Here is a 20,262-nt window from a genome sequence, read left to right as displayed (position 1 = left end):
GGTTACTCCTTGCGCAGTGCGGTGACGGCGGCGGTGACGCCGTGCACGGTAGGGGTGTCGAAGAAGACGTCGAAGGGCACGTCCACGCCCAGGTTCTGGCGGATGCGGGCGGCGATGGCGGTGATGGTCAGTGAATGTCCGCCGAGGTCGAAGAGGTCCTCGTCGGGTCCGAGGTCGTCCAGGGCCAGCACCTCGCGCCAGATGGCGAGCACCGCGCCGGTAGTGGGGTCGAGCGCGGCGTGCGGGTCGTCGGCGGCCGTGGGGCCGTTCCGGTCCGGGACCGGCTCCCGCAGCGCGGCCCGGTCCAGCTTGCCGTTGGGCGTGAGCGGGAAGGCGTCCAGCACGGTGTACGTGCCGGGCACGGCGGCGGCGGGGAGCGAAGCGGACAGGTGGGCGTGCAGCTCCTGTGCGGAGGGCGCCGGACCGGCGAGGACGACGTAGGCGCTCAGCCGGCGGTCACCGTCCGCGCCGTGGACCGCGGCCGCGGCCTGGGCCACGGAGGGATGCGACGTCAGTAGCGCCTCGATCTCGCCCAGCTCGATCCGGTGGCCGCGCAGCTTGACCTGGGTGTCGGAGCGGCCGAGGTAGACGAGACCACCGCCCGGCAGCCGCCGGACCAGGTCGCCGGTGCGGTAGAGGCGTGATCCCGGCGGCCCGTACGGGTCGGGGACGAACCGTGCGGCGGTCAGGCCGGATCGGTGCCGGTAGCCGTGGGCCACGCCCGCGCCGCCGAGGCAGAGTTCGCCCGGCAGCCCGTACGGGAGGGGACGCAGTCGTTCGTCGAGTACGTAGGCGCGGGTGTTGGCGAGCGGACCGCCGATGAGAACGTGTCCGTCGTCGGTGACGGCGGGTTCCGCCAGGGTGGACCAGATCGTCGTCTCGGTCGGACCGTAGACGTTCACGAGCCGCTTGCTCACGGCGGCCAGGTCCGTGGCCAGGGACGGGGGCAGTGCCTCACCGCCCGTGAGGGCTACGAGCCCCGCCGAGGCGTCGTCGAGGCCCGCGTCGAGGAGCAGTCGCCACCCGCTGGGCGTGGCCTGGACGTGGGTGACCCCGTTGCCGCGGATGAGGCCGAGGAGCGCGGGCCCGTCGCGGTGGCCGCCCTCCGGTGCGAGGACGACGCTGCCTCCGGTGATGAGGGGCAGGAACAGTTCGACCGCGGAGATGTCGAAGGACAGCGACGTGAGTCCGAGCCAGCGGTCCTCGGGCCGGGAGCCCAGGTGGTCGCGCAGCGCCCCCAGGACGTTGGCCAGAGCGGAGTGAGGTACCTCCACCCCCTTGGGCCGCCCGGTGGAGCCGGATGTGTAGAGCACGTAGGCGGGATGAGAGGGCTCCGGGCCGGGGGGCAGCGCCGGGGTGTCCGTGCAGGTGGGTGCGAGAACGGCCGGGGTGAGGTCGCCCGGACTGTCGGGGTGCGCGGTGACCCGGAGCGCGAGACGGGAGTCGGACCGGATGAAGGCCAGCCGCTCGGCCGGGTAGTCCGGATCGAGGGGCAGGTAGGCGGCTCCGCAGACCAGGGAGGCGAGGGCGGCGACCAGTTGGTCGCGGCCGCGGGGCAACCCGATGCCGACGAGGGTGCCCGGACCCGCGCCGTGGCGGCGCAGGGCGGTGGCCGCGTGTGCGACGAGGTCGGCGAGCTCACGGTAGCTCAGGGTCTCCTCGCCGCTGACGACGGCGAGAGCCTCGGGACGGGCCGCAACCGCCTGCGCGAACAGTGCGGGCACGGTGCAGCGGGCGAGTTCGGGTCGAGGGGGCGGCGCGGCGAGCTGGTCCGACCGCTCCGGGGACGTCAGCAGGGGCAGGTCGCCGACCGGTGTTCCGGGGTCCGCCAGTACGCCGTCGAGGAGCCTCGTCCAGTGACCGGCGATGCGCTGTGCCGACTCGGCGCTGAGGGCGCCGGTCCTGTACTGCAGGCTTGCGTCGATCTCAGGTCCGGAGTCGACGAACTGGAGGTGGAGCAGGTTGCGAGCGGTGCCGCAGAAGCCGATCCAGCGGACTTCGGCGCGCACTCCGGTGCCGAAGCAGGGCTGATCCGTGGTGGGGCGGCGCCGGTAGCTGAGGGAGAGGGGGGTGAGCGCGGTGCGCGGGGTCAGGCCGCGGACGGACCGGCCGAGCGGGATGGCGCGATGCCTGTAGAGGGCGCGCAGTTCGGCACGGACCGTCTGCGACCAGTCCGCGAAGCTCGCGTCCGGCGCCGCGGCGCTGAAGAGGGGCAGCTCGTTGACCGCCAGCCCTACGCCGGCCGTTTCGCCTCGCGGGCGCAGGGACAGTTCGATGGCTGTGACCGGGGCGGGGTCCCCGTAACGGGCGAGGAGCGCGTGCCAGGACGCGGTGAGGATGTCGAAGCGGGTGAGGCCGAGCCGTCGCGCGGTCGTGTCCAGGAGAGCGGTCCGTGCCGGGCCGAGGCTCAAGGAGAGTTCGGTGCCCGGCGCGGGAGCGGTGCCGGGGGTGCGGGAGAGCGTGAGGCCCGGCAGCGTGGGAGTGGCCGGCTCGCGCCAACGGGTTGCCCAGTACGCCTCCGCGCCCGTGAGAGCGTCGGGGGAGGGGTCGGTGACCGGTGGCGGGGTGACAGGAGTGAGCGGACCTCCCCGGTAGGCGGTGGCCAGGTCGCTGATCAGCCGGTCCTTGGACTCGCCGTCGAACACGAGGTGGTGGGCGGTCAGGACCAGCATGTGCCGTACCGGGGACAGCCGGAAGAGGACGAAGCGGTGCATGGGTCCGCTGTCGAGGTCGAAGGGAAGGGCGCGCTCGCGGGCGAGGAGCGTGCCGAACTCACCGGGGGCGCAGTCGACGACGCACGGACGGGACGTCTCCGGGCCGGGGCGGAGTGTGCCGTCGGGGAACACCGTGGTGAGGGCGGGGTGATGGGCTGCGACGGTGGCGCAGGCCCCGGCCATGCGGTGGGAGTCGATGGGGCCGTCGAAGTCCACGGCCACGGTCATGTGATAGGCGGCAGCGGTGTCCAGGGTGCGCTCGGTGAGCCAGACGCCGTGCTGGGCGGGGCTGAGGATCGCGTTCACAGGGTGGCCTCGGGGTCGTCGTGGGCGAGGAGCCGGCGCAGATCGCGTTTGAGGACTTTGCCGGCCTCGTTACGGGGCAGCGCGTCGTGGAACAGCACGGTGGCGGGCAGTTCGTGGACGGCCAGGTGATCGAGCAGGTAGGTCCGCAGCGCGGCGGCGGTCAGTCCGGTGTCGGAGACGACCACCGCGGCGACGACGCTTCCGAGCACGGGGTGGGGGACCCCGACGGCGGCGGCGTCGCGTACCTGCGGATGGGAGTGCAGGGCGTTCTCGACCTGGAGGGTGGAGACCTTGTGGGCCCCCGATTTGACGACGTCGCGCTCCCGGTCGAGCAGGTGCAGGAAGCCGTCCTCGTCGATGCGGCCGAGGTCGCCCATCCGCACCCAGCGGCCGTGGAACACCTCGTCGTCCGCCTCATCCACGTAGGCCCGCGGAGCCGCGGGAGAACGCAGCCACAGCTCACCCGCCCGGCCCGCCGGGACCGGGAGGCCCTCGGGGGTGGTCACGCGCAGATCGGCGAGGGAGGCCGGCCGGCCGGGTGAGGCGGGACGGGCGGGATCGAAGAGCAGGGTGATCTGCGCGGGCGCGGCCTCGGTGGAGGTGTAGTAGTTGGCGATCTGGGCTCGGGGAAAGGCCCGGCCGAGTGCGAGCGCGACCGGCTGGGGCAGCGCGGCGGCAGTGGAACCGACCAGGTACACGGAGTCGAGGGCGCCGGAAGCGGTGGCGCGGGCGAGGGCCGGTGATGCCAGCAGTTCGATCGCCATGGCGGGGACGAGGAAGACGCTGCCGGCGTCGTGTTCGGACAGGAGACGGAGAAAGCGGGCCGGGGTGAACTGCGGAGCCGTGACACAAGCGGCGTGCGCGTTGAGCGCGTTGACCAGCATCGTCTGTCCGGCGTTCGTGCCGACGGGGAAGGCGTGCAGGAAGAAGGAGGAGTGACGCAGCGGCCGGCGGCGATCGTCCAGCGTGCAGCCGTGAGCCAGGTTGGCGTGGCGCGCACCGACCGCCTTGGGGGTTCCGGTGGTGCCGGAGGTGTAGAGGATCTGGGCGAGATCACCGGCTGCGGGGTCCGGCAGGTCCGGCAAGGTGGGGTGTCCGTCGGCGTCGGCCTCGGTCAGCACGCATGTCCCAGGGGGGATGGCGTCGGGGAGGCCGGTCCCGCAGTGCAGCAGGAAGCGGGCGCGCGTGTCGTCGAGGGCGTACGCCGTGGCGGCGGGCGCTGACCGGTCGGACAGGGGAACCGCCACTCCGCCGGCCCGCAGCACCGCGAGGAACGCGACGGCGAACTCGGTCCACCGGCTCGTACCGTAGTGCAGGACGACGCGGTCCCCGGGCCGCACTCCGGCGGCACGCAGGGCGGAAGCGTACGCCCCTGAACGGGCCTGCCAGGAAGCGAAGTCGAGCTGCTCGGTACCGGTGACGAGCGCCGTGCGGCCGCCGTGCGCGGCGGCACGGTGGGCGAGCAGGGCGGGCAGGGTGGCGGCTGCGTGGGTCACGTCCGGCTCGCCTTCGCGCGGCGGGCGGCGGCGATGCGGGCCCGCTCACGCAGGCCGACCAGGTCGTCCGGCTCGGCCTCGGGCACGTCCCGGTCGAAGCGGGCCAGCACGGGAAGGCGCAGGCCGAGCGCGACCATGCCGAGCATGGCGCACCCGAACAGGACGTACATCAGGGCGATGCCGCGCCCGGGGCCGGTGCCGATCAGGGTGCCGAAGACGGGGGCGAGCGCACCACCGGGTTCCATCAGCGGCCCCAGCAACGAGGAGCCCAGTGGTGCGATGACCCCGTGGCCCAGCGGCAGGGTGGACCAGGCGACCAGGGTGTTCAGGGCGAAGACGCGGCCGTGGAAGCGCTGGGGCACCTTGACCTGGACGATCGTGGAGTAGACGCCGTTGACGAGGGAGAGCGCGAAGGACATGCCGAACGCCCCGGCGGCGATCACCCAGAGGCTGGCGTGGAGACCGGTGATGGCTCCGGCCAGGGCCAGGAGGGCCGCGACGCCGAGCATGCCCCGCAGACGGTGCCTGCGCGGCCCGCCCCAGAAGCCCATGACGATCCCTCCGAGGATCGCTCCGGCGCCGCCCGCGACGGCGACCCGCGCAGCGCCCTGGAGGTCGTCGAAGGCGAGGACCATCGGGGTGATGAGCAGGAAGAGGGGTGAGAGGAAGATGTTGAGGCCCGCGAACCACAGGAGCATGGCCCGGAATCCCCGGTTGCGCCATGAATGGGCGAAGCCGTGCCGGATCTCGGAGACGAGCGACTCGCGCCGCGTCCACGGCAGGGTCCGGGGGAACTTCACCGCGAGCAGGATGCCGATGGCCAGGACGTAACTGACCACGTCGATGACGAGGATGCCGTCGAGTCCGATTGCCGCCATGAGTGCGACGGCGACCAGCGGAACAACGAACTGCGCTGTTCCGAAAGCGAGTTGCACGATGCCGTTGGCATGGCCGAGGTACTGCTTGGGCACGAGTTGCGGCACCGCCGAGGCGTAGGCGAGCCGTTGGAAGGTCAGGGCGAGGGAGAGCACGCCGAGCAGGACGTACACCTCCCAGGAGTGCAGGTTTCCGGTGAGGAGCAGGGCCAGGAGTCCGGCCTGAGTGGTGCAGGCGGCGATGTCGCCGGCGAGGAGGACTGTGCGCCGGTTCATCCGGTCGACGAGGGCTCCCGCGAGCGGACCGACGAGGATGCCGGGGACCATGGCGACGACCGCGTACAGCGCGTACCGGGTCAGGGAGCCGGTGTTCAGGAGGATCCAGATCGGCAGGGCGAACTCGGTCAGTGCCGAACCGGTGATCGAGACGAGCTGCCCGGCTGCGACCAGGAGGAAGCGGCGCATGCTGGGTTCGGGCCCGGCGTCGGACTCCGCGTCGTCATGGGGTTGAGCGGACGGCGGCTGCGCTGCGGTCTCCCCGGCCACGGGTGTGCCGGCGGTCGCAGTGGCGGGGCCGGTGTCGCCGTGGAACCACCACGACTGGAGCGGATCGCAGGCGGGGAGCTCGTCCGTCCGCCCGTCGCGGACGGCGAGGTGCACCGTGGTGACCGCGTCGGCCACCTCGGCCGCCCGGTACTTGAGGAAGAAGTGACCGCCCTGGTCGAGCACGGCGACGGCGGAGCGTTCGGCGAGCAACAGCCACTCGCGGTAGCGCTCCTGGTAGAAGTCGGCGGCAGGGTCCTGGTCGCCGACCAGACAGATGAGCGGGGCGCGCAGCCGCGGAGCGCCGGCGGAGACATCGGCGATGGCGCGGGTGAAGTAGTCCTCGGCGGCCTGCGTGTCCCGGCGCATGTTGCCGATGATGAACGCGGCCTGCTCCTTGTCCAGGTCGGAGGTGTTCACACCGAGCCCGATGAGCCAGTTCGCGTAGACCCGGTCGCCCAGGAGGCGTTCGAGGGAGGCGACGCGGCTGAGTGCGCCGAGGACGCGGCTGCGCGGCCGGGCGAACGGAAACTGGGCGCCGGCGTACACGGCCTCCAGGGGGTGGCCCGTCGCCTCCAGCAGCCGGGACACGGCGATCGCCAGCGCCGTGCCGACGGCGCAGTGGCCGTAGACGACGACGGGGCCCTCCGTCCGGTCCCTCACCTCGCCCGCGATGCGCTCGGCGAGTTCGTCGAACGGAACGGACTCCTCGGTGACGCCGACATCGTGGCCCGGCACGGCGACGGCCCACAGCTCGACGTCGGAGGGCAGCGCGTCCGCGACCGGCTGGTAGACGACGGGGCTGCCGCCACCGTAGGGGACACAGACGAAGGTGCGGGTCCGGCGGGCGGCGGACACGGGCGGGGTGAGCCGGTGCAGCAGCGGCCGCGGACCGTCCTCGTGCTCGTCCCTGGCGGCGACGGCGGCCAGGTCGCGGATGGTGCGGTGAGTGAAGAGGTCCATGACGCTGACGGGCTGTGCGCCCGCGTCGGTGAGCCTGCCGCGGGCCCTGGCGACGACCTGGGTGGCGAGCAGCGAGTGGCCGCCGAGGTCGAAGAAGTCCTCGTCGGTGCCGACTTCCGTCAGGCCGAGCACCTCGCTCCAGATCTCGGCGAGCAGGCGCTCGGTCGCGGTGGCGGGCCGGGTGGCTCCGGATGCGCGCCGCAGCTGGGGAGCGGGCAGGGCGCGGCGGTCGAGTTTCCCGTTGGGGGTGAGGGGCAGGAACGGGACGACGGCCACCGCGGCGGGGACCTGATGGTCGGGCAGCAACCTCTTGAGCGCCGTACGGAGCCGAGCCGGATCGGGCTCGTCCGAACCTGAAGCGGCCACGACGTACCCGACGAGGCGCTTGTCGCCGGGCCGGTCCTCGCGCAGGACGACGGCGGCGTCGGCTATACCGGGCTGTGCGCGCAGTGCGGCCTCGGTCTCGCCGGGCTCGATCCGCAGCCCACGCAGTTTGATCTGCTGGTCGATGCGGCCGAGGTGCTGGAGGGCCCCGTCCGGGAGGCGGCGGGCGAGGTCTCCGGTGCGGTAGAGGCGCGAGCCCGGCGGGCCGTAGGGGTCGGGTACGAAGCGGGACGCGGTCAGGCCCGGCCGGCGGTGGTAGCCGAGGGCGACCGCGGTTCCGCCGATGTGCAGTTCACCGGGGGCGCAGGGCGGCACCGGGCGCAGGGCGGCGTCCAGGACGTACAGCCGCGTGTTGTCGATCGGGAGCCCGATCGGCACCGTCTCCAGGGGGCCGGCGCACTCCCACGAGGAGACGTCGACGGCGGCCTCCGTGGGGCCGTACAGATTGGCGAGGGAGCAGTGCGGAAGCCGGCCGGTCAGCTCGCGGGCGGCGTCGGGCGGCAGGGCTTCTCCGCTGCTGATCACACGGCGCAGTGTCGTGCACCGTTCGATTCCCTCTTCGCCGAGGAAGACCGTCAGCATGGCGGGGACGAAGTGGGCGACGGTGACGCCGGCGGAGGCGATGAGGTCCCGCAGGTAGCCGCTGTCCTTCTGGCCGCCGGGCTTGGCGAGGACGATGCGCGCGCCGGTGGCCAGGGGCCAGAAGAACTCCCAGACCGACACGTCGAAGCCGACGGGGGTCTTCTGCAGGACGGCGTCGTCCCCTCCCAGACGGTAGGCGTCCTGCATCCACTGGATGCGGTTGGCGATCGCCCGGTGGGTGTTGGGGACGCCCTTGGGGCGGCCGGTGGAACCGGAGGTGTAGATGAGGTACGCGGTGTCGTCGGGGCCGGGGCCCGACGGACCGCGGCGTGACCTGGGCGGCTCCGCAGGATCGTCCAGCAGCATGATCTGAGCGGTGCAGCCGTGCGGGGTGGGCAGTCCGCGCTGGGTGAGCAGGACGGGCGCGTCGCTGTCCGCGAGGAGGAAGGCGAGGCGTTCGGCAGGGTAGCCGGGTTCCAGCGGCACATAGCCCGCGCCGGTCCGCAGGATGCCGAGCAGGCCGGCGACGAGTTCGGGCGAGCGTTCGGAGCAGATGGCCACCAGGCTTCCCCGGCCGACACCCTCGGCGGTCAGACGCGCGGCGATCCGGTCGGCCTGTGCGTCGAGCTGCCGGTAGGTGAGGGCGGCCCGGCCTTCGACGGCCACGGCGACCGCGTCGGGCGTGCGGGCGGTCTGCTCGTCGACGAGGGCGGTCAGGGTGGTGGGTGGACGCTCCAGCGCAGTGCCGTTGAACCGGCAGGTCTCGAAGTCGGACTCGTCCGCAGTGGGCCCGGCGAGGCCGGACAGCGGGGTCTCCGGGGCGGCCGCCACGGCTTGGAGGAGGCGGCCGAGGTGGTCGGCGAGACGCGCGATGTCGGACGCGTCGAAGAGGTCCGTGTTGAAGTTGAAGGAGCCGCGCAGCCCGTCGGGCCATTCCTGGAGGAAGAGCTCGAGATCGAAACGGGTGCCGCTGGCCCGCACCCCGAACGGCTCGACCCTCAGGGAGGTTTCCGAGCCGGCATCATGCTGGGTGGCGTAGTTCTGGACCGCCAGGACGGCCTGGAAGACGGGCGGCCGGGACACGTCCCGGGGCACCTTCAGCTCGCTGACCAGCTGCGCGAACGGCAGGTCCTGGTGGGCGTAGGCGTCGAGGCAGGTCTCGCGGGTGCGGCGCAGGAACTCCGCGAAGGAGGGGTCGCCCTCCAGCCGGGCCGGAAGAGCGATCACGTTGACGAACATGCCGACCAGCGGCTCGAGTTCCGGTTCGGTGCGCCCGGCGACGGGGGAGCCGACGGCGAAGTCCCGCTGACCGCTGTAGCGGGCCAGGAGGACTTGGAAAGCGGCCAGGAGCACCATGTGGACGGTCGCGTCGTGCGTGCGCCCGAGCGCCGCGAGCCGGTCGAGGAGGGTGCGGTCGACGGAGAACGCGCGCCCGGCGCCGTCGAAGGTCTGACGTGGCGGGCGGGGACGGGAGAAGGCGAGCTCCAGTGGCTCGATCCCGGCAAGTTCGCGGCTCCAGTGAGCGACCTCGGCGGCGAGCCGCTCACCGCTGAGCTGCTCGCGCTGCCACAGGGCGAAGTCTCCGTATTGCACGGCCAGTTCGGGGAGCGGATCCGGACTCCCCGCGACGCGCGCTGCGTAGCCGCGCAGCACCTCCCCGAGCAGGACCTCGCTGGACCAGCCGTCGCTGACGCTGTGATGGACCACCAGGAGGAGTATGTGGTCGTCGTCGGCGAGCCGGATCAGGAGCGCTCGCAGCAGCGGCCCTTCCTCCAGGTCGAAAGGTACGGCCGACGCCTCGTCGACGAGCATTTCGGCCTCGGACAGGCCGTCGGCCTCGGTGAGGGTGAGATCAGCGGGCCCGGGCGGATCGACGACGAGCAGAGGAAGTCCGTCGTCGGTGGCCGGATACCGCGAGCGCAGCGTCTCGTGCCGGGCCACGCTCGCGTCCAGAGCGGCGCGGAGAGAACCGGCGTCCAGCGGGCCGCACAGCCTGCGGACCACGGGGATGTTGTACGCGGCTGTTCCAGGGGCGAACTGCTCCATGAACCAGAGCCGTTCCTGGGCGAATGACAGCGGGACGGGCGCGCCGGGGTCCCGGCGGGGCACGGTGGCGCGGGTGGTGGCGCGCGAGGCCAGCCGGCGCCGCAGGAGTTCCTTCTTGGCGGCCGAGAGGCGGGTCGCAGCGGATTCTGCCGGGTGGGCGGTGTCGGCGCTCATGAGGCGGGCCGGCTTCCTTCCAGTGCGTTCTGCGCGGCGAGGAGCTCTTCGGCCGCCGTTTCCGACAGGGCGTCGATCTCGGCGGCGAGGGCGGCTTCGACAGCCTCGGCGAAGGCCGCCACGGTGCGGTGGGTGAACAGGGTGCGCAGGGGGACGGCGAGGTCGACGGCGGCGCGGATTCGGGCGACCACCCGGGTCGCGAGGAGCGAGTGGCCACCCAGGTCGAAGAAGTCGTCGAAGGCGCCGACGGGGCCTGTGCCGAGTACCTCCCGCCAGATGTCCGCCACGAGCTCCTCCGCCTCGGTCCGGGGCGGCAGGTGGACGGTTCGGACGGGCGGGACGGTCCCGGGATGCGGCAGGGCCGCCCGGTCCACCTTGCCGTTGGGGGTGAGGGGCAGGTGATCGAGCACGGCCCAGGCGTCGGGGACGAGATGGGGTGGCAGTGTGGTGGACAGCTCGGCGCGCAGTCGCGCCGGGTCCGGCGGGGGCGTTCCGGGCGCGGGCACGACGTGGGCGATCAGCCGGTCGTCGCGGGCGGACACCACAGCCTCGGCCACCCCGGGCAGGGCGCCGAGCGCGGCTTCGACCTCGCCGGGCTCGATCCGGAATCCGCGCACCTTCACCTGGCCGTCCTGGCGGCCCAGGAACTCCAGCTGTCCGTCGGCGCGACGGCGTACGCGGTCGCCCGTGCGGTAGCGGCGGGCCCCTGGCGGACCGTCCGGATCGGGCACGAAGGACCGGGCGGTGGCGCCGGGACGCCCCAGATACCCGTCGCCGACACCGGCCCCGCCGATCACCAGCTCGCCGGGCGTGCCGGGCGGCACGGGTGTGCCGTGGCGGTCCAGCACGGCGACGGTCGTCGCTCCGATGGGGCGGCCGATGGGCGGCATGCGCAGCTCGTCGGCCGCGCCCAGGTCCGCCGTGGTGGCGATGACGGTCGTCTCCGTCGGGCCGTAGGAGTTCACCAGCCGCACCGTGTCGCCGAATCGGGCCCGCCAGGCGGCGACCGCCTCGGCGCGTGCCTGGTCGGCGCCCAGGATCAGCAGGCGCAGCGAGTCCGGCCACGGTGTCTCGTCCAGATCGGCGACGAGGTGGTGCCAGTAGGGGGTCGGCAGGTCCAGGACGGTGACACCGGCCGCGTACGGTTCGGCCAGCTGGTCGGAGAGGGTGGCGCCGGGCCGGGCCGTGACGAGGGCCGCGCCCGACACCAGTGCCGGGAAGATCTCCTCGGCGCTGGTGTCGAAGGAGAGCGAGGCACAGTGCAGGACGCGGTCTGCCTCGCCGAGGCCGTAACCCTCGCGCATCCATGCGACACGCGCCGCGAGCGCGCGGTGCGGTACGAGGACGCCCTTGGGCGTGCCGGTGGAGCCCGAGGTGTAGATGACGTAGGCGAGGTCGTCCGGGCCCGCCTCGGTGCCGGGCCCGGGGAGAGGCCCGGTGGTCCCGGTGTCGGCCGGTGGGGCGACGGAGAGGACGGGGAGGTCGAGGGTGAGGCCCGCTACGGGCTCGCCGTCAGCTGTGAGCAGGAGGGCGGCCCCGCTGTCCCTGAGCATGAAGTCGAGCCGTGCGCAGGGATATTGCGGGTCCAGCGGGAGGTATCCGGCGCCGATGCGCCAGGCGGCGAGCATCGCCACGACCGGCTGCGGACCACGGGGCAGGCAGAGCGCGACGAGGTCCCCGCGGCGCACACCGCAGGCGAGGAGCCGGGCGGCCAGGGCGCGTGAGGCGTCGGCGAGTTCACCGCGCGTGAGGCTTTCGTCGGGACCGATGAGGGCCGCGGCGCCGGGGGCGAGCGGCGCCTCGTCGATCGCGGCGAGGACCGTCGGGGGGTGTGCCGCGAGAGCGGGTCCCGCAGCTTCGTCCCGCTGTAGCGCCAGTTCGTTTTCGTCGAGCAGCGGCAGCAGACGTATGGGCGTGCCGGGGGCTTCCAGGGCGGCGCGCAGGAGGACCTCGAAGCGAGCGGCGATCCGGGCGGTCTGCGTCGCGTTCAGGAGATCGGTGCGGTAGCCGAAGACGGCGTGCAGATCGTCACCGTCCGGACGGACGTCCAGGGTGAGTTCGAACTTGGCGGCGGTGTGGCCGCCGTCGCCCTCGGCGCACACGAGGTCCGCGAAACGGTGCTCGCCGAGAGCGCCGCCGCTTTGCGTGTGCACGGTGAGGAGGGTCTGGAAGACGGGCGTACGACCGGTGTCGCGGTCCTGCCGCAGCTCCTCGGCAAGCCGTTCGAACGGAACGCGGCCGTGCGTCAGAGCGCGCAGCCAGTCGCCGCGGATCCGCCGCAGGACGGCGTCGAACGACGGTGCGTCGGCGAAGTCCGCGCGCAGGACCAGCGTGGAGGAGAAGTAGCCCACGGTCCGCTCGCTGTCGACCGTGGTCCGCGCCGCGGTGGGCACTCCTACACAGAAGTCGTCCTGACCGGTGCAGCGGTGGAGAAGAACCTGATAGGCGGCGGCGATCACCATGAACGGCGTGAAGCGCCGTGAACGGGCGAAGGCCTCCACCCCGGCGCCCAGACCGCGAAGCACCCGGGTGTGGTAGGCGCCGGAGCTGCCGGGGACCTCGGGGCGCGGGCGTTCGAGAGGAAGCGCCAACGGCGTTGCCCCACACAGCAGTTCGCGCCAGTGGTCGAGGGCTACGGTGGCCTCGGGCCCGTCCAGCCACGCGCGCTCAGCGACCGCGTGGGCCAGATACGACGGCGGTTCCGTCAACTCCGCTGTGACGCCCGCGCGATGGGCGGAGTAGTGCGCGGCCAGTTCGGAACGCAGGAGACCCAGGGACCAGCCGTCGGCGACGATGTGGTGCACCACGAGACAGAACGTGTACGTGTTCTCCCCGGTACGCAGCAGTGCGGCTCGCAGCAACGGCCCTTCGGCCAGGTCGAAGGGCCGATTGGTGAACTCGCCGAGACACGCGAGGGTGTCGGCCTCGGAACGCCCCCGCAGATCGCGGGTGTCGAGCGGCACGGAAGCCGGCGGTTCAACGACCACGTACGGACGTCCGTCGACGGCGGGAAACCGGCTGCGCAGCGCCTCGTGCCGCCCAGTCACCGCGTCCAGGGCGGCACTCAGGGCCTTGGGCGACAGAGGTCCCGTGAACCGGAGCACCAACGGAATGTTGTAGGCCGCGTCCCCCGGTTCGAACTGGTCCAGGAACCAGAGACGTTCCTGCCCGACGGAGAGCACGGCCGTGGCGTGAGCCCTCACCGGCCCCGTTTCGCTCGCCGGCTGAAGCTGCTGGTCGGGTGTGGGCATGACGCTCCTGGGGGCCAGGCCGTTAGGTCGGCCCGAACTGGCTGAAACCGCATACGTGTTCCGCAGGTGGGTGACGCGCGGAGGGAGGGGGACAGCTGCCCTGATGGCCTGTCGTGATGCCGCAGATGCTAGAGAGAGACTCAACTGTGGGTCAATGGTCTGGACCAGATTATTGATGCTGAGGGAGATGCCGGACGCGCATCGGACCAGGACAAACGCCATGATCGAGTGCAGGGGCGCCGGTTTGGCGCGTCGCGCGCAGCCCGCGCGCGTCCCACGGCAGGGACGGTGCAGGCCGGGATGGAGCCGACCGGGCGCCGTGTCCGCGGCAGTTGTCGCGCCGTACGTTCCACGGCGCCCGATCAGGGGACACACGGCCGAAATGTGTCCCCGTCTGCGCACCCCCACCGCTGGGCGTCAGCTTCGGGCCGGTGTTCGGTCCGGCTCGGCACCGGCGATGCGAGTCCGGCCACCAGCCTCCAGTTGACCCCCGGATCGTGTTCCCGAAGCCGCTCGTCCCCCATCCCGGCCCCTCGCTCGGCCCGGCCTCCTGCTTTGCACGCTGATCTTCCTCCCGGTGCGAAAACGCCCTCCCCGACGCCTTGGCCGTCAACCACGCGCTGTGAGATCGTCCGCAGGTGAATGACACTGATGGTGGGGCCACAGCCTTGGGGCGACCTGACGACGGCACCGCGTCCGCCATGCGCTTCGCGACGGAACTCGTCGCGTGGGTGGCCACCCCCTGGGCCCTCGCCGGCCACTCGTGGCTGCTTGCCGGACTGTCCGTGCTGGCCCTGATCGGCCTCCCGACGTTGTTCTCCACCCCGGGCGACAAGGCCAACGTCATCGTCGCGGTGCCGGGCTGGGCCACGATCCTGCTGGTGCTGCTCCAGATCGCCGCGGCTGTGACCTGTTCTTGGCTGGCCTGGCCCGCCTGGGCGGCGGTTCCTGCGACCGTGCTCGCCGCCGGCACCCTCGTCACGGAGCGTCGACGCTGGCGGTGGCTCGTTTCGGCGAACCGCCTCGTCAGGTAGGCGCCTGCTGCGGGTCTTCAGCGCTTCAAGCAGGAAGCGGGTGTGGTCCGGTCCGGTACGCGCGCAATCGCCCAGCGGCAGCGCAGGGCACACTCCTCGCGCCGCAGCAACGCGGACGATACGGTGGCCGGTGTTGATTACTTCCGCGCGGCCCTCCGATCCCGTCACGGCTGTGATCAGTGGCTGTGATCAGTGGATGTCCCCGGTGCCGGTCCCACCGGCTGAGTACGCGATCATGGCGGTCATGGTTCCCCCGACATCCAAAGAACCCGGCACAGTCCTCGGTGATCGTGTCAAGGTCTGGTTTCGCTTCGTACCGCGTGAGGGCTGGCTCCCGCAGGACTCCGAGGGGCTGTGGGCCACCGTCCTGTCGGGAGACACCGCTCAGGTGAACAACGTCCCGTTCCTCGTCCCGGGAGTAGCGCAGGACGACGTCGTGCGCTACGTCATCGGGGACGATGGGTTGCGCTGGGTCACGGAGCGAGTGGAGTGGTCAGGCAACTGCACCGTTCGTGTCCTGCCGGCCGCGAAGGGGCCGCTCGGGCCCAGCGCGCGAGCCGTGCACGACCTCTTCGCTCCGTATGGCCTCGGTGGCGAGGCGTTCAGCCTGCAACTCCCGCTTGTTGCCCTCAACGTGCCGCCCACCGCTGATCTGAGGCAGATCAAGGCACTGCTGATCCGAGGACAGGACGAGGGATGGTGGGGCTTCGAGCTGTCGTGCACCAGCGATGCCTGGGAAGCTGCCTGACTTGGCCCTATCGAGCAGTAGTGGCCTCCGGCATCGTCGAAGGCCACGTAAGCCGGATCAAAATGATCAAACGCCAGATGTACGGCCGGGCCGGATTCAGTCTGTTGCGGAAGCGAGTCCTCCGTGCCTGCCTGCGGCTCTGTTACGCGACGAGCGTGTCCGCTCAGCTGATCGCAAACGGCACGGGATCCAGGCTCAGCTTTCTCCGGCATGAGTCGACGGCCCGCGTGACCCAGGCGGTCACTGCGTCGCGATCTCCCGCGATCGCGTGAAGCTCACGCGCCTTCTCCTGGGCATCGAATTCCCACGGGACCAGGGCGTCCTCTCGAAGGACTCGCTCGAAGTAATCGCGGGCCGTGTCCGGATCCCCAACCAGAGCGGCTGCGATCCCAGAGTCGAAGCAGTCCCAGAGAAACCCCCGCCGCACCGGCCGGGACGTCAGGTATCGAGCGGCATCCGGCAGACCCGCAAACCTCTCCCTCAGCGCGGTCACGTTCGCAGCCGCCTGCCGACTGAGTTCAAGCGCCAGCGACGTGAACTGATCCTCGTTGCGAAACAGCTCGGAGCCGACCCGGACTGCATCCACGTGGAAGGCCAGCTGGTCCACGTCGTGCCACAGCCACATCGCACCGACGTGCAGACCACTGCCGGCAATCCGCGGCGGCGTGAACTCCACAACCCCGAGCCACCAGCCGCGATCATCAATCCATAGTCGCGACCGCCCGCGATGGTCCAGGCCGAGCGGCTTCAAAGACTCCCGCGCCGCCGAGGTGATGATCCGGAGCACCGGACTGCGATCCGGTGAACTGGTCACCAGCTACCCCTTTTCCCTCCGGCTGTCGTACTCGGGCAAGGCCGTCCACCGTGTGTGCGCCTCCTGCGGCCAGGAAGCTTTCTTCGAAGGCCACGTCCACCGCAACGAGTCCTCCGACATCGCCGACCGGGCGATGAAGGACCAGATGACCTACCGGGGCTTCCTTGCCGAACTGCCGATGACCGAGTTCGACGACCGGTCCCGCCGCCGCTCGCAGAGGCGGATCAAAGCGGCCGTCTTCCCGCGGGAGAAGTCCCTGCGCGCCTTCGACCTGACGCCGACACGAACATCTACGCGGCTACCATTCACACCCTTGCAAGCTGTGAATGGATCAAGAAGCGCCAGCCGCTCTGCCTGATCGGCGACTCCGACACGGGCAAGTCCCACATGCTCATCGCCCTGGGCGCCGAGGCGGCCCCGCGGCTCTGCGCGGCCATCGTCGACCGCCTCACGTTCAACGGCACCATCATCGAACCCGGACCGGCTCCTCCGCCTCGCCACCACCTGAGCTCGCGCCGAACAGGCGCTTACGGGATGAGCAGGCAATCGGTCCCGGTCAGCATGCGAACGAGGTCGACCCAAGGAGAGCGGTCAAAGATCGAGACCCGCCCGGTTGATGTCGACCAGGTCCGGGTCCTGGGCCGCGAGCGCCTGCTCGAAGGCTTGCCAGCCCTGGACCCGGACGAAGTCGGCTTCGACTGACGTAACGGGGACCAACCAGATGATTGCGACGTCACTGCCGTTCTCGATCGTCACGGAGAAGAAAGCGTCGTCGAAGTAGACCGGCAGGGCTGCATAGAGAGCCGTCTTGTTTCCGCCCGGGAGAGGGACCGGCAGAGGGATCACGTCCCCGCGCATCACTGCGTGGCCACCGTGCACCATGCGCTCGGCCACGAATTCCACCACCTCCGGCAACGGGCCGGGCTCCTGCCCGTCCTTCAAGTAGTCGCAGGCCATGAGTTCCTGGTGGTGGTGACGATCCGACGTCCGGACTTGCAACGGTGTCCGAAACAACCCGATCGTGGCGAACGCCTGGACCCGCGGGAGCCGGCCATCCCGGAACCACGCCACCTGGGGACTGCCCTCAGGAGCCCCGTCACGGGCCGGCCAGGCACCGCCCATGCGGCCGAGCCGGCCCTCAAGGTGATCTATCAGCTCAGGCATCGGGCACTCCTCATCCGGCACTCGCTGTCCGCGCCACTCGCGTTGGCGATGATCTCCAGACAGTAGCCCTGGCAAGGCCGAACCGAAGCCAGCCCCCCCCAGCTGTCACCACCCGCCAGTCAGCCGCTCCGCGACGTCAAATCGCAACGACATTTCCCGGCCTCCCGATCCACAGGCGTCATCTGTCGGCGTACTTGCCTATGGGCAGAGGTGCGTACGGATGAACGTGCAGAGCAAGTAGCCGCCCGCTGCGCTCATCGCCATGCGAGAGGACGGGGCAGTGCACGTTCGTTACTTCAATCAGACCGGCTGGACCGCGATCTTCAATGGCACCGAGACCGAGATCGGCCGCGCGGTGCGGGTGGAGGCATGGGACCCGGCAACTGGAACGGCACTCGTAGTCGACCCGAAGCGAGGCGCCATGCGTCCCGTCACGGACTACGAGGCCTTCTCCCACCTTGCGAAGGCCGGCCAGGTCGTAGCCGCAGTTCCTGGTGGCGGGTGGCGGGCCCACTGGAAGGGCGACGGCCCGGGGAACACTCCGCTCACGGAACAGGTACTCGCGTGGCTGATCACCTCGCAGGCCGGCCAACGGCCATCACGACGGATGCTCACGGGTATGTTGACGATGCCGACAGTGCCGACGCCTTCATCCCGCCGGGTGAGGAGCTGGGCCAGGATCGAACTCCCGGATCAGGCGACTTCCGTCTCGCGCTCGACAGCCTTGAGGCGGTTCTTCAGCCGATAGCCGGGACCGTTGATGGCGACGACTTCGCAGTGGTGCAGGAGGCGGTCGAGGATAGCGGTGGCGAGGACTTCGTCGCCGAAACCTGGCCCCATTCCATCTGGCGTCCAGAGCCCACAGCTGCTCACGCGTCAGACGGGCCTGGCACCGCTGTCTCACGTCACTGCATCGCTCGCTCCCTCTCTTCGCTTCACCGGGAAGGAGGGGGTGGAGAGGGAAGTGGGCCTGGCGGAAATGGGGATGCGCGAGGCGGTGCCGTGGCCTAAGGATGCACGGTATGACTCCCGCGACTGACTCAGCCCTGCCACCACCATCCGTTTTGCGAGGGTTCCAGCTGACAGGGCGTCCTCAGGTGCTTGAAGGCGGGCAGGGGCAGAGCGTTCGAGTGGGCGACGTCGTGCTGAAGCCGGCTGGTGACGGTGCTGACGTGGAGTGGACCGCGACGCTGATGCATGGCCTGCAGAACAGGAAGGGCTTTCGTGTCCCGCGATTTCTGCGTTCTGCAAGGGGTGGTCACGTCGTCGAAGGGTGGGCGGCGACCCGATTTCTGACGGGCGAGCCAGGGCCGGCCGGCAGATGGGACTCTTTGTTGGCTGCGGGTAGGGCCTTCCACGAGGCTCTGCGGAACGTGCCGCGTCCCGATCGGCTGGACGTGCACCAGCATCCGTGGGCGTTGGCCGATCGCGTTGCCTGGGGCGAGACCACCGTGGAAGTACCAGCGAGCATCGCCCAGTTGGTCACCGGACTGCAGGCGCTCCGCGAACCCGTGGACGTGCGTGCTCAGCTCATTCACGGTGACCTTACGGGAAATGTTCTCTTCGCTCCTGGCCATGCTCCCGCGATCATTGACTTCTCGCCGTACTGGCGCCCGGTTGCGTACGCGGATGCGATCGTGGTGGTCGATGGCCTGCTCTATCACGGGGCCGGACCCGACCTGGTCGACTCCGCGGCCCCTAGCGCCGAGGGCGCTCAGATGCTTTTGCGGGCTCTGATCTTCCGTTTGGTCGCCCTGGGCGTGCTGGTCGGCCGCGGCGGTGTGCCGGCTGAGGACGAGTTGATCAGGTTTGCTCGCGTATCTCAGCTGGTTGAAGAGCGAATCGGCGAATATCACGGCTCAAGCGCCTGTTGACCGTGGCCGCGTCGATGGCTGGACCAGCCGTGAGCGCGTCTTCGGTATCTGCGTGGCAGGGACGGCGTCACCCGGAACGGGGCCGTAGCCAAGACGGTCGCGACCGACTCGAACGACATCTCCTGAACACGACCCTCCAGCGGCATCCGGACGCCGAGCCTCGCCCGGTGACAGAACGAGTCCGCGCTCGCGATATCGAGGGCGACGAAAGCCGGTGGTTACTGCGGACAGTCCATAGCGGCCGGGTTTCGTGTCGACCTGGCAGCGCCCGCAGTGGTCGCGGTGCAGTGGGAACGTCCTCGGACGGCCGCCCCAGGACTTCCGGCCGCTACTGCGTGACCACGGTCGTCCCGGTCCCGGTCCCGGGACCAGCAGCCTGCCCGCTGTGCCGGTGTCCCCACGCTGTGCCAGTTCCTTGTTGATCCACATCCGTAGCGGGTAGACGGGCGGCATGGCTGACGTGGTAGAGGCTGGGCTATGGGGGTTGGTGGCGGGCTCCGCGCTGCTCCTCGGTGCTGCGCTCGGGTACGGGCTGCGGGTGCCGCGCAAGGTGATCGCGACCGTGATGGCGTTCGGGGCAGGTGTGCTGATATCGGCGGTCTCCTTCGAACTGGTCGGTGAGGCGTATGAGCAGGCGGGACTTGCTCCCGCGGCTATGGGCACGCTCATCGGCGCACTTGCCTACACCGGGGGCAACGTGTGGCTGGCCGGCCGGGGTGCCAGGCACCGCAAGCGCTCCGGTCACGCGCGGGGGGAGGTGCAGCCCTCGGAGACGGAGCAGGGGGGCTCCGGAATGGCGCTTGCGCTCGGCGCGCTGCTCGACGGGATACCGGAGTCCGCGGTGATCGGCGTCGGACTCCTCGAGGGCGGTGCGGTCAGCCTGGTGACGGTGGCCGCGGTGTTCATCAGCAACGTGCCCGAAGGGCTGTCCAGTTCGGCGGGGATGAAGAAGGCGGGCCGCACCAAGGGATATGTCTTCGGTGTCTGGGCGGCGATTGCCGCAGCCAGCACGGTCTCGGCCGTCCTCGGCTACACGGTCGTCGGTTCCTTCTCCCCGTCCGTGATTGCCGCGGTGACCGCGGTAGCGGCGGGAGCGATTCTCGCCATGATTGCCGACACGATGATTCCCGAGGCGTTCGAAGACGCCCACCTGGCCATCGGACTGATCACGGTGTCCGGCTTCCTGGTCTCCTTCGCCCTCTCCCACACGTGACCGCTGCGTTCGGGAGCCCGTGGACCGTGCCGGGCTGCGGGACAGCCCTCAGCAGGTGGCGCATGCCTTCTGTCGAGTCAC

At 70.9% G+C, this 20,262-nt stretch carries 10 protein-coding genes and 2 pseudogenes; 5 read left to right on the top strand and 7 right to left on the bottom strand.

The window, feature by feature from the left end; all coding sequences use genetic code 11:
- Positions 1-2: 2 nt before the first annotated feature.
- From OG538_RS00735 to OG538_RS00720, 4 genes are read right to left on the bottom strand one after another with little or no spacing between them, the layout of a single operon-like run.
- Positions 3-3,020, bottom strand: coding sequence for a non-ribosomal peptide synthetase (locus OG538_RS00735; RefSeq protein WP_406089056.1), 3,018 nt, complete (start codon positions 3,018-3,020; stop codon positions 3-5).
- Positions 3,017-4,516, bottom strand: a complete 1,500-nt coding sequence (locus OG538_RS00730; protein WP_406089054.1) for a class I adenylate-forming enzyme family protein — start codon at positions 4,514-4,516, stop codon at positions 3,017-3,019. Before OG538_RS00730 ends, OG538_RS00735 begins: the two co-directional genes overlap by 4 nt.
- Positions 4,513-10,083, bottom strand: coding sequence for an amino acid adenylation domain-containing protein (locus tag OG538_RS00725; protein ID WP_406089052.1), 5,571 nt, complete (start codon positions 10,081-10,083; stop codon positions 4,513-4,515). The genes OG538_RS00730 and OG538_RS00725 overlap by 4 nt, the downstream gene beginning before the upstream one ends.
- A complete protein-coding gene (locus tag OG538_RS00720; RefSeq protein WP_406089050.1) occupies positions 10,080-13,334 on the bottom strand; it encodes an amino acid adenylation domain-containing protein in 3,255 nt (1,084 codons plus the stop codon). The genes OG538_RS00725 and OG538_RS00720 overlap by 4 nt, the downstream gene beginning before the upstream one ends.
- A gap of 668 nt (positions 13,335-14,002) precedes the next feature.
- On the opposite strand from OG538_RS00720, the gene OG538_RS00715 reads away from it, so the two are divergent.
- Together OG538_RS00715 and OG538_RS00710 are read left to right on the top strand one after the other, a co-directional pair.
- Positions 14,003-14,368 carry a hypothetical protein gene (locus tag OG538_RS00715; RefSeq protein WP_406089049.1) on the top strand — a complete coding sequence of 122 codons (366 nt, stop codon included), beginning with the start codon at positions 14,003-14,005 and terminating at the stop codon, positions 14,366-14,368.
- Between the two features lie 244 nt (positions 14,369-14,612).
- Positions 14,613-15,116, top strand: coding sequence for a DUF4265 domain-containing protein (locus tag OG538_RS00710; protein WP_406089047.1), 504 nt, complete (start codon positions 14,613-14,615; stop codon positions 15,114-15,116).
- A gap of 163 nt (positions 15,117-15,279) precedes the next feature.
- Here the strand turns inward: OG538_RS00710 and OG538_RS00705 are convergent, their stop codons facing one another.
- On the bottom strand, positions 15,280-15,903 hold the full coding sequence (locus OG538_RS00705) for a hypothetical protein (RefSeq protein WP_406100448.1): 624 nt from the start codon (positions 15,901-15,903) through the stop codon (positions 15,280-15,282).
- 157 nt (positions 15,904-16,060) lie between these two features.
- On the opposite strand from OG538_RS00705, the pseudogene OG538_RS00700 reads away from it, so the two are divergent.
- Positions 16,061-16,347, top strand: a pseudogene (locus OG538_RS00700) (ATP-binding protein); the annotation flags it as partial.
- A gap of 174 nt (positions 16,348-16,521) precedes the next feature.
- Here the strand turns inward: OG538_RS00700 and OG538_RS00695 are convergent.
- Complete coding sequence (locus OG538_RS00695) at positions 16,522-17,094, bottom strand: suppressor of fused domain protein (RefSeq protein WP_406089045.1); 573 nt, start codon at positions 17,092-17,094, stop codon at positions 16,522-16,524.
- Between the two features lie 693 nt (positions 17,095-17,787).
- Positions 17,788-17,936 (bottom strand): annotated as a pseudogene (locus tag OG538_RS00690) (ATP-binding protein); the annotation flags it as partial.
- Positions 17,937-18,224: 288 nt separating this feature from the next.
- On the opposite strand from OG538_RS00690, the gene OG538_RS00685 reads away from it, so the two are divergent.
- Both OG538_RS00685 and OG538_RS00680 read left to right on the top strand, forming a co-directional pair.
- Positions 18,225-18,968 (top strand): aminoglycoside phosphotransferase, encoded by a 744-nt coding sequence (locus OG538_RS00685; protein WP_406089043.1) that lies wholly within the window; start codon positions 18,225-18,227, stop codon positions 18,966-18,968.
- A gap of 451 nt (positions 18,969-19,419) precedes the next feature.
- A complete protein-coding gene (locus tag OG538_RS00680) occupies positions 19,420-20,181 on the top strand; it encodes a ZIP family metal transporter (RefSeq protein WP_406089041.1) in 762 nt (253 codons plus the stop codon).
- Positions 20,182-20,262: the final 81 nt, after the last annotated feature.

This window comes from Streptomyces sp. NBC_01013 (assembly GCF_045162765.1).
In the GTDB taxonomy this organism is placed as follows: domain Bacteria; phylum Actinomycetota; class Actinomycetes; order Streptomycetales; family Streptomycetaceae; genus Streptomyces.
Note: the sequence above shows the minus strand (reverse complement) of the source record. Positions and strands in the feature narration are given on the sequence as shown.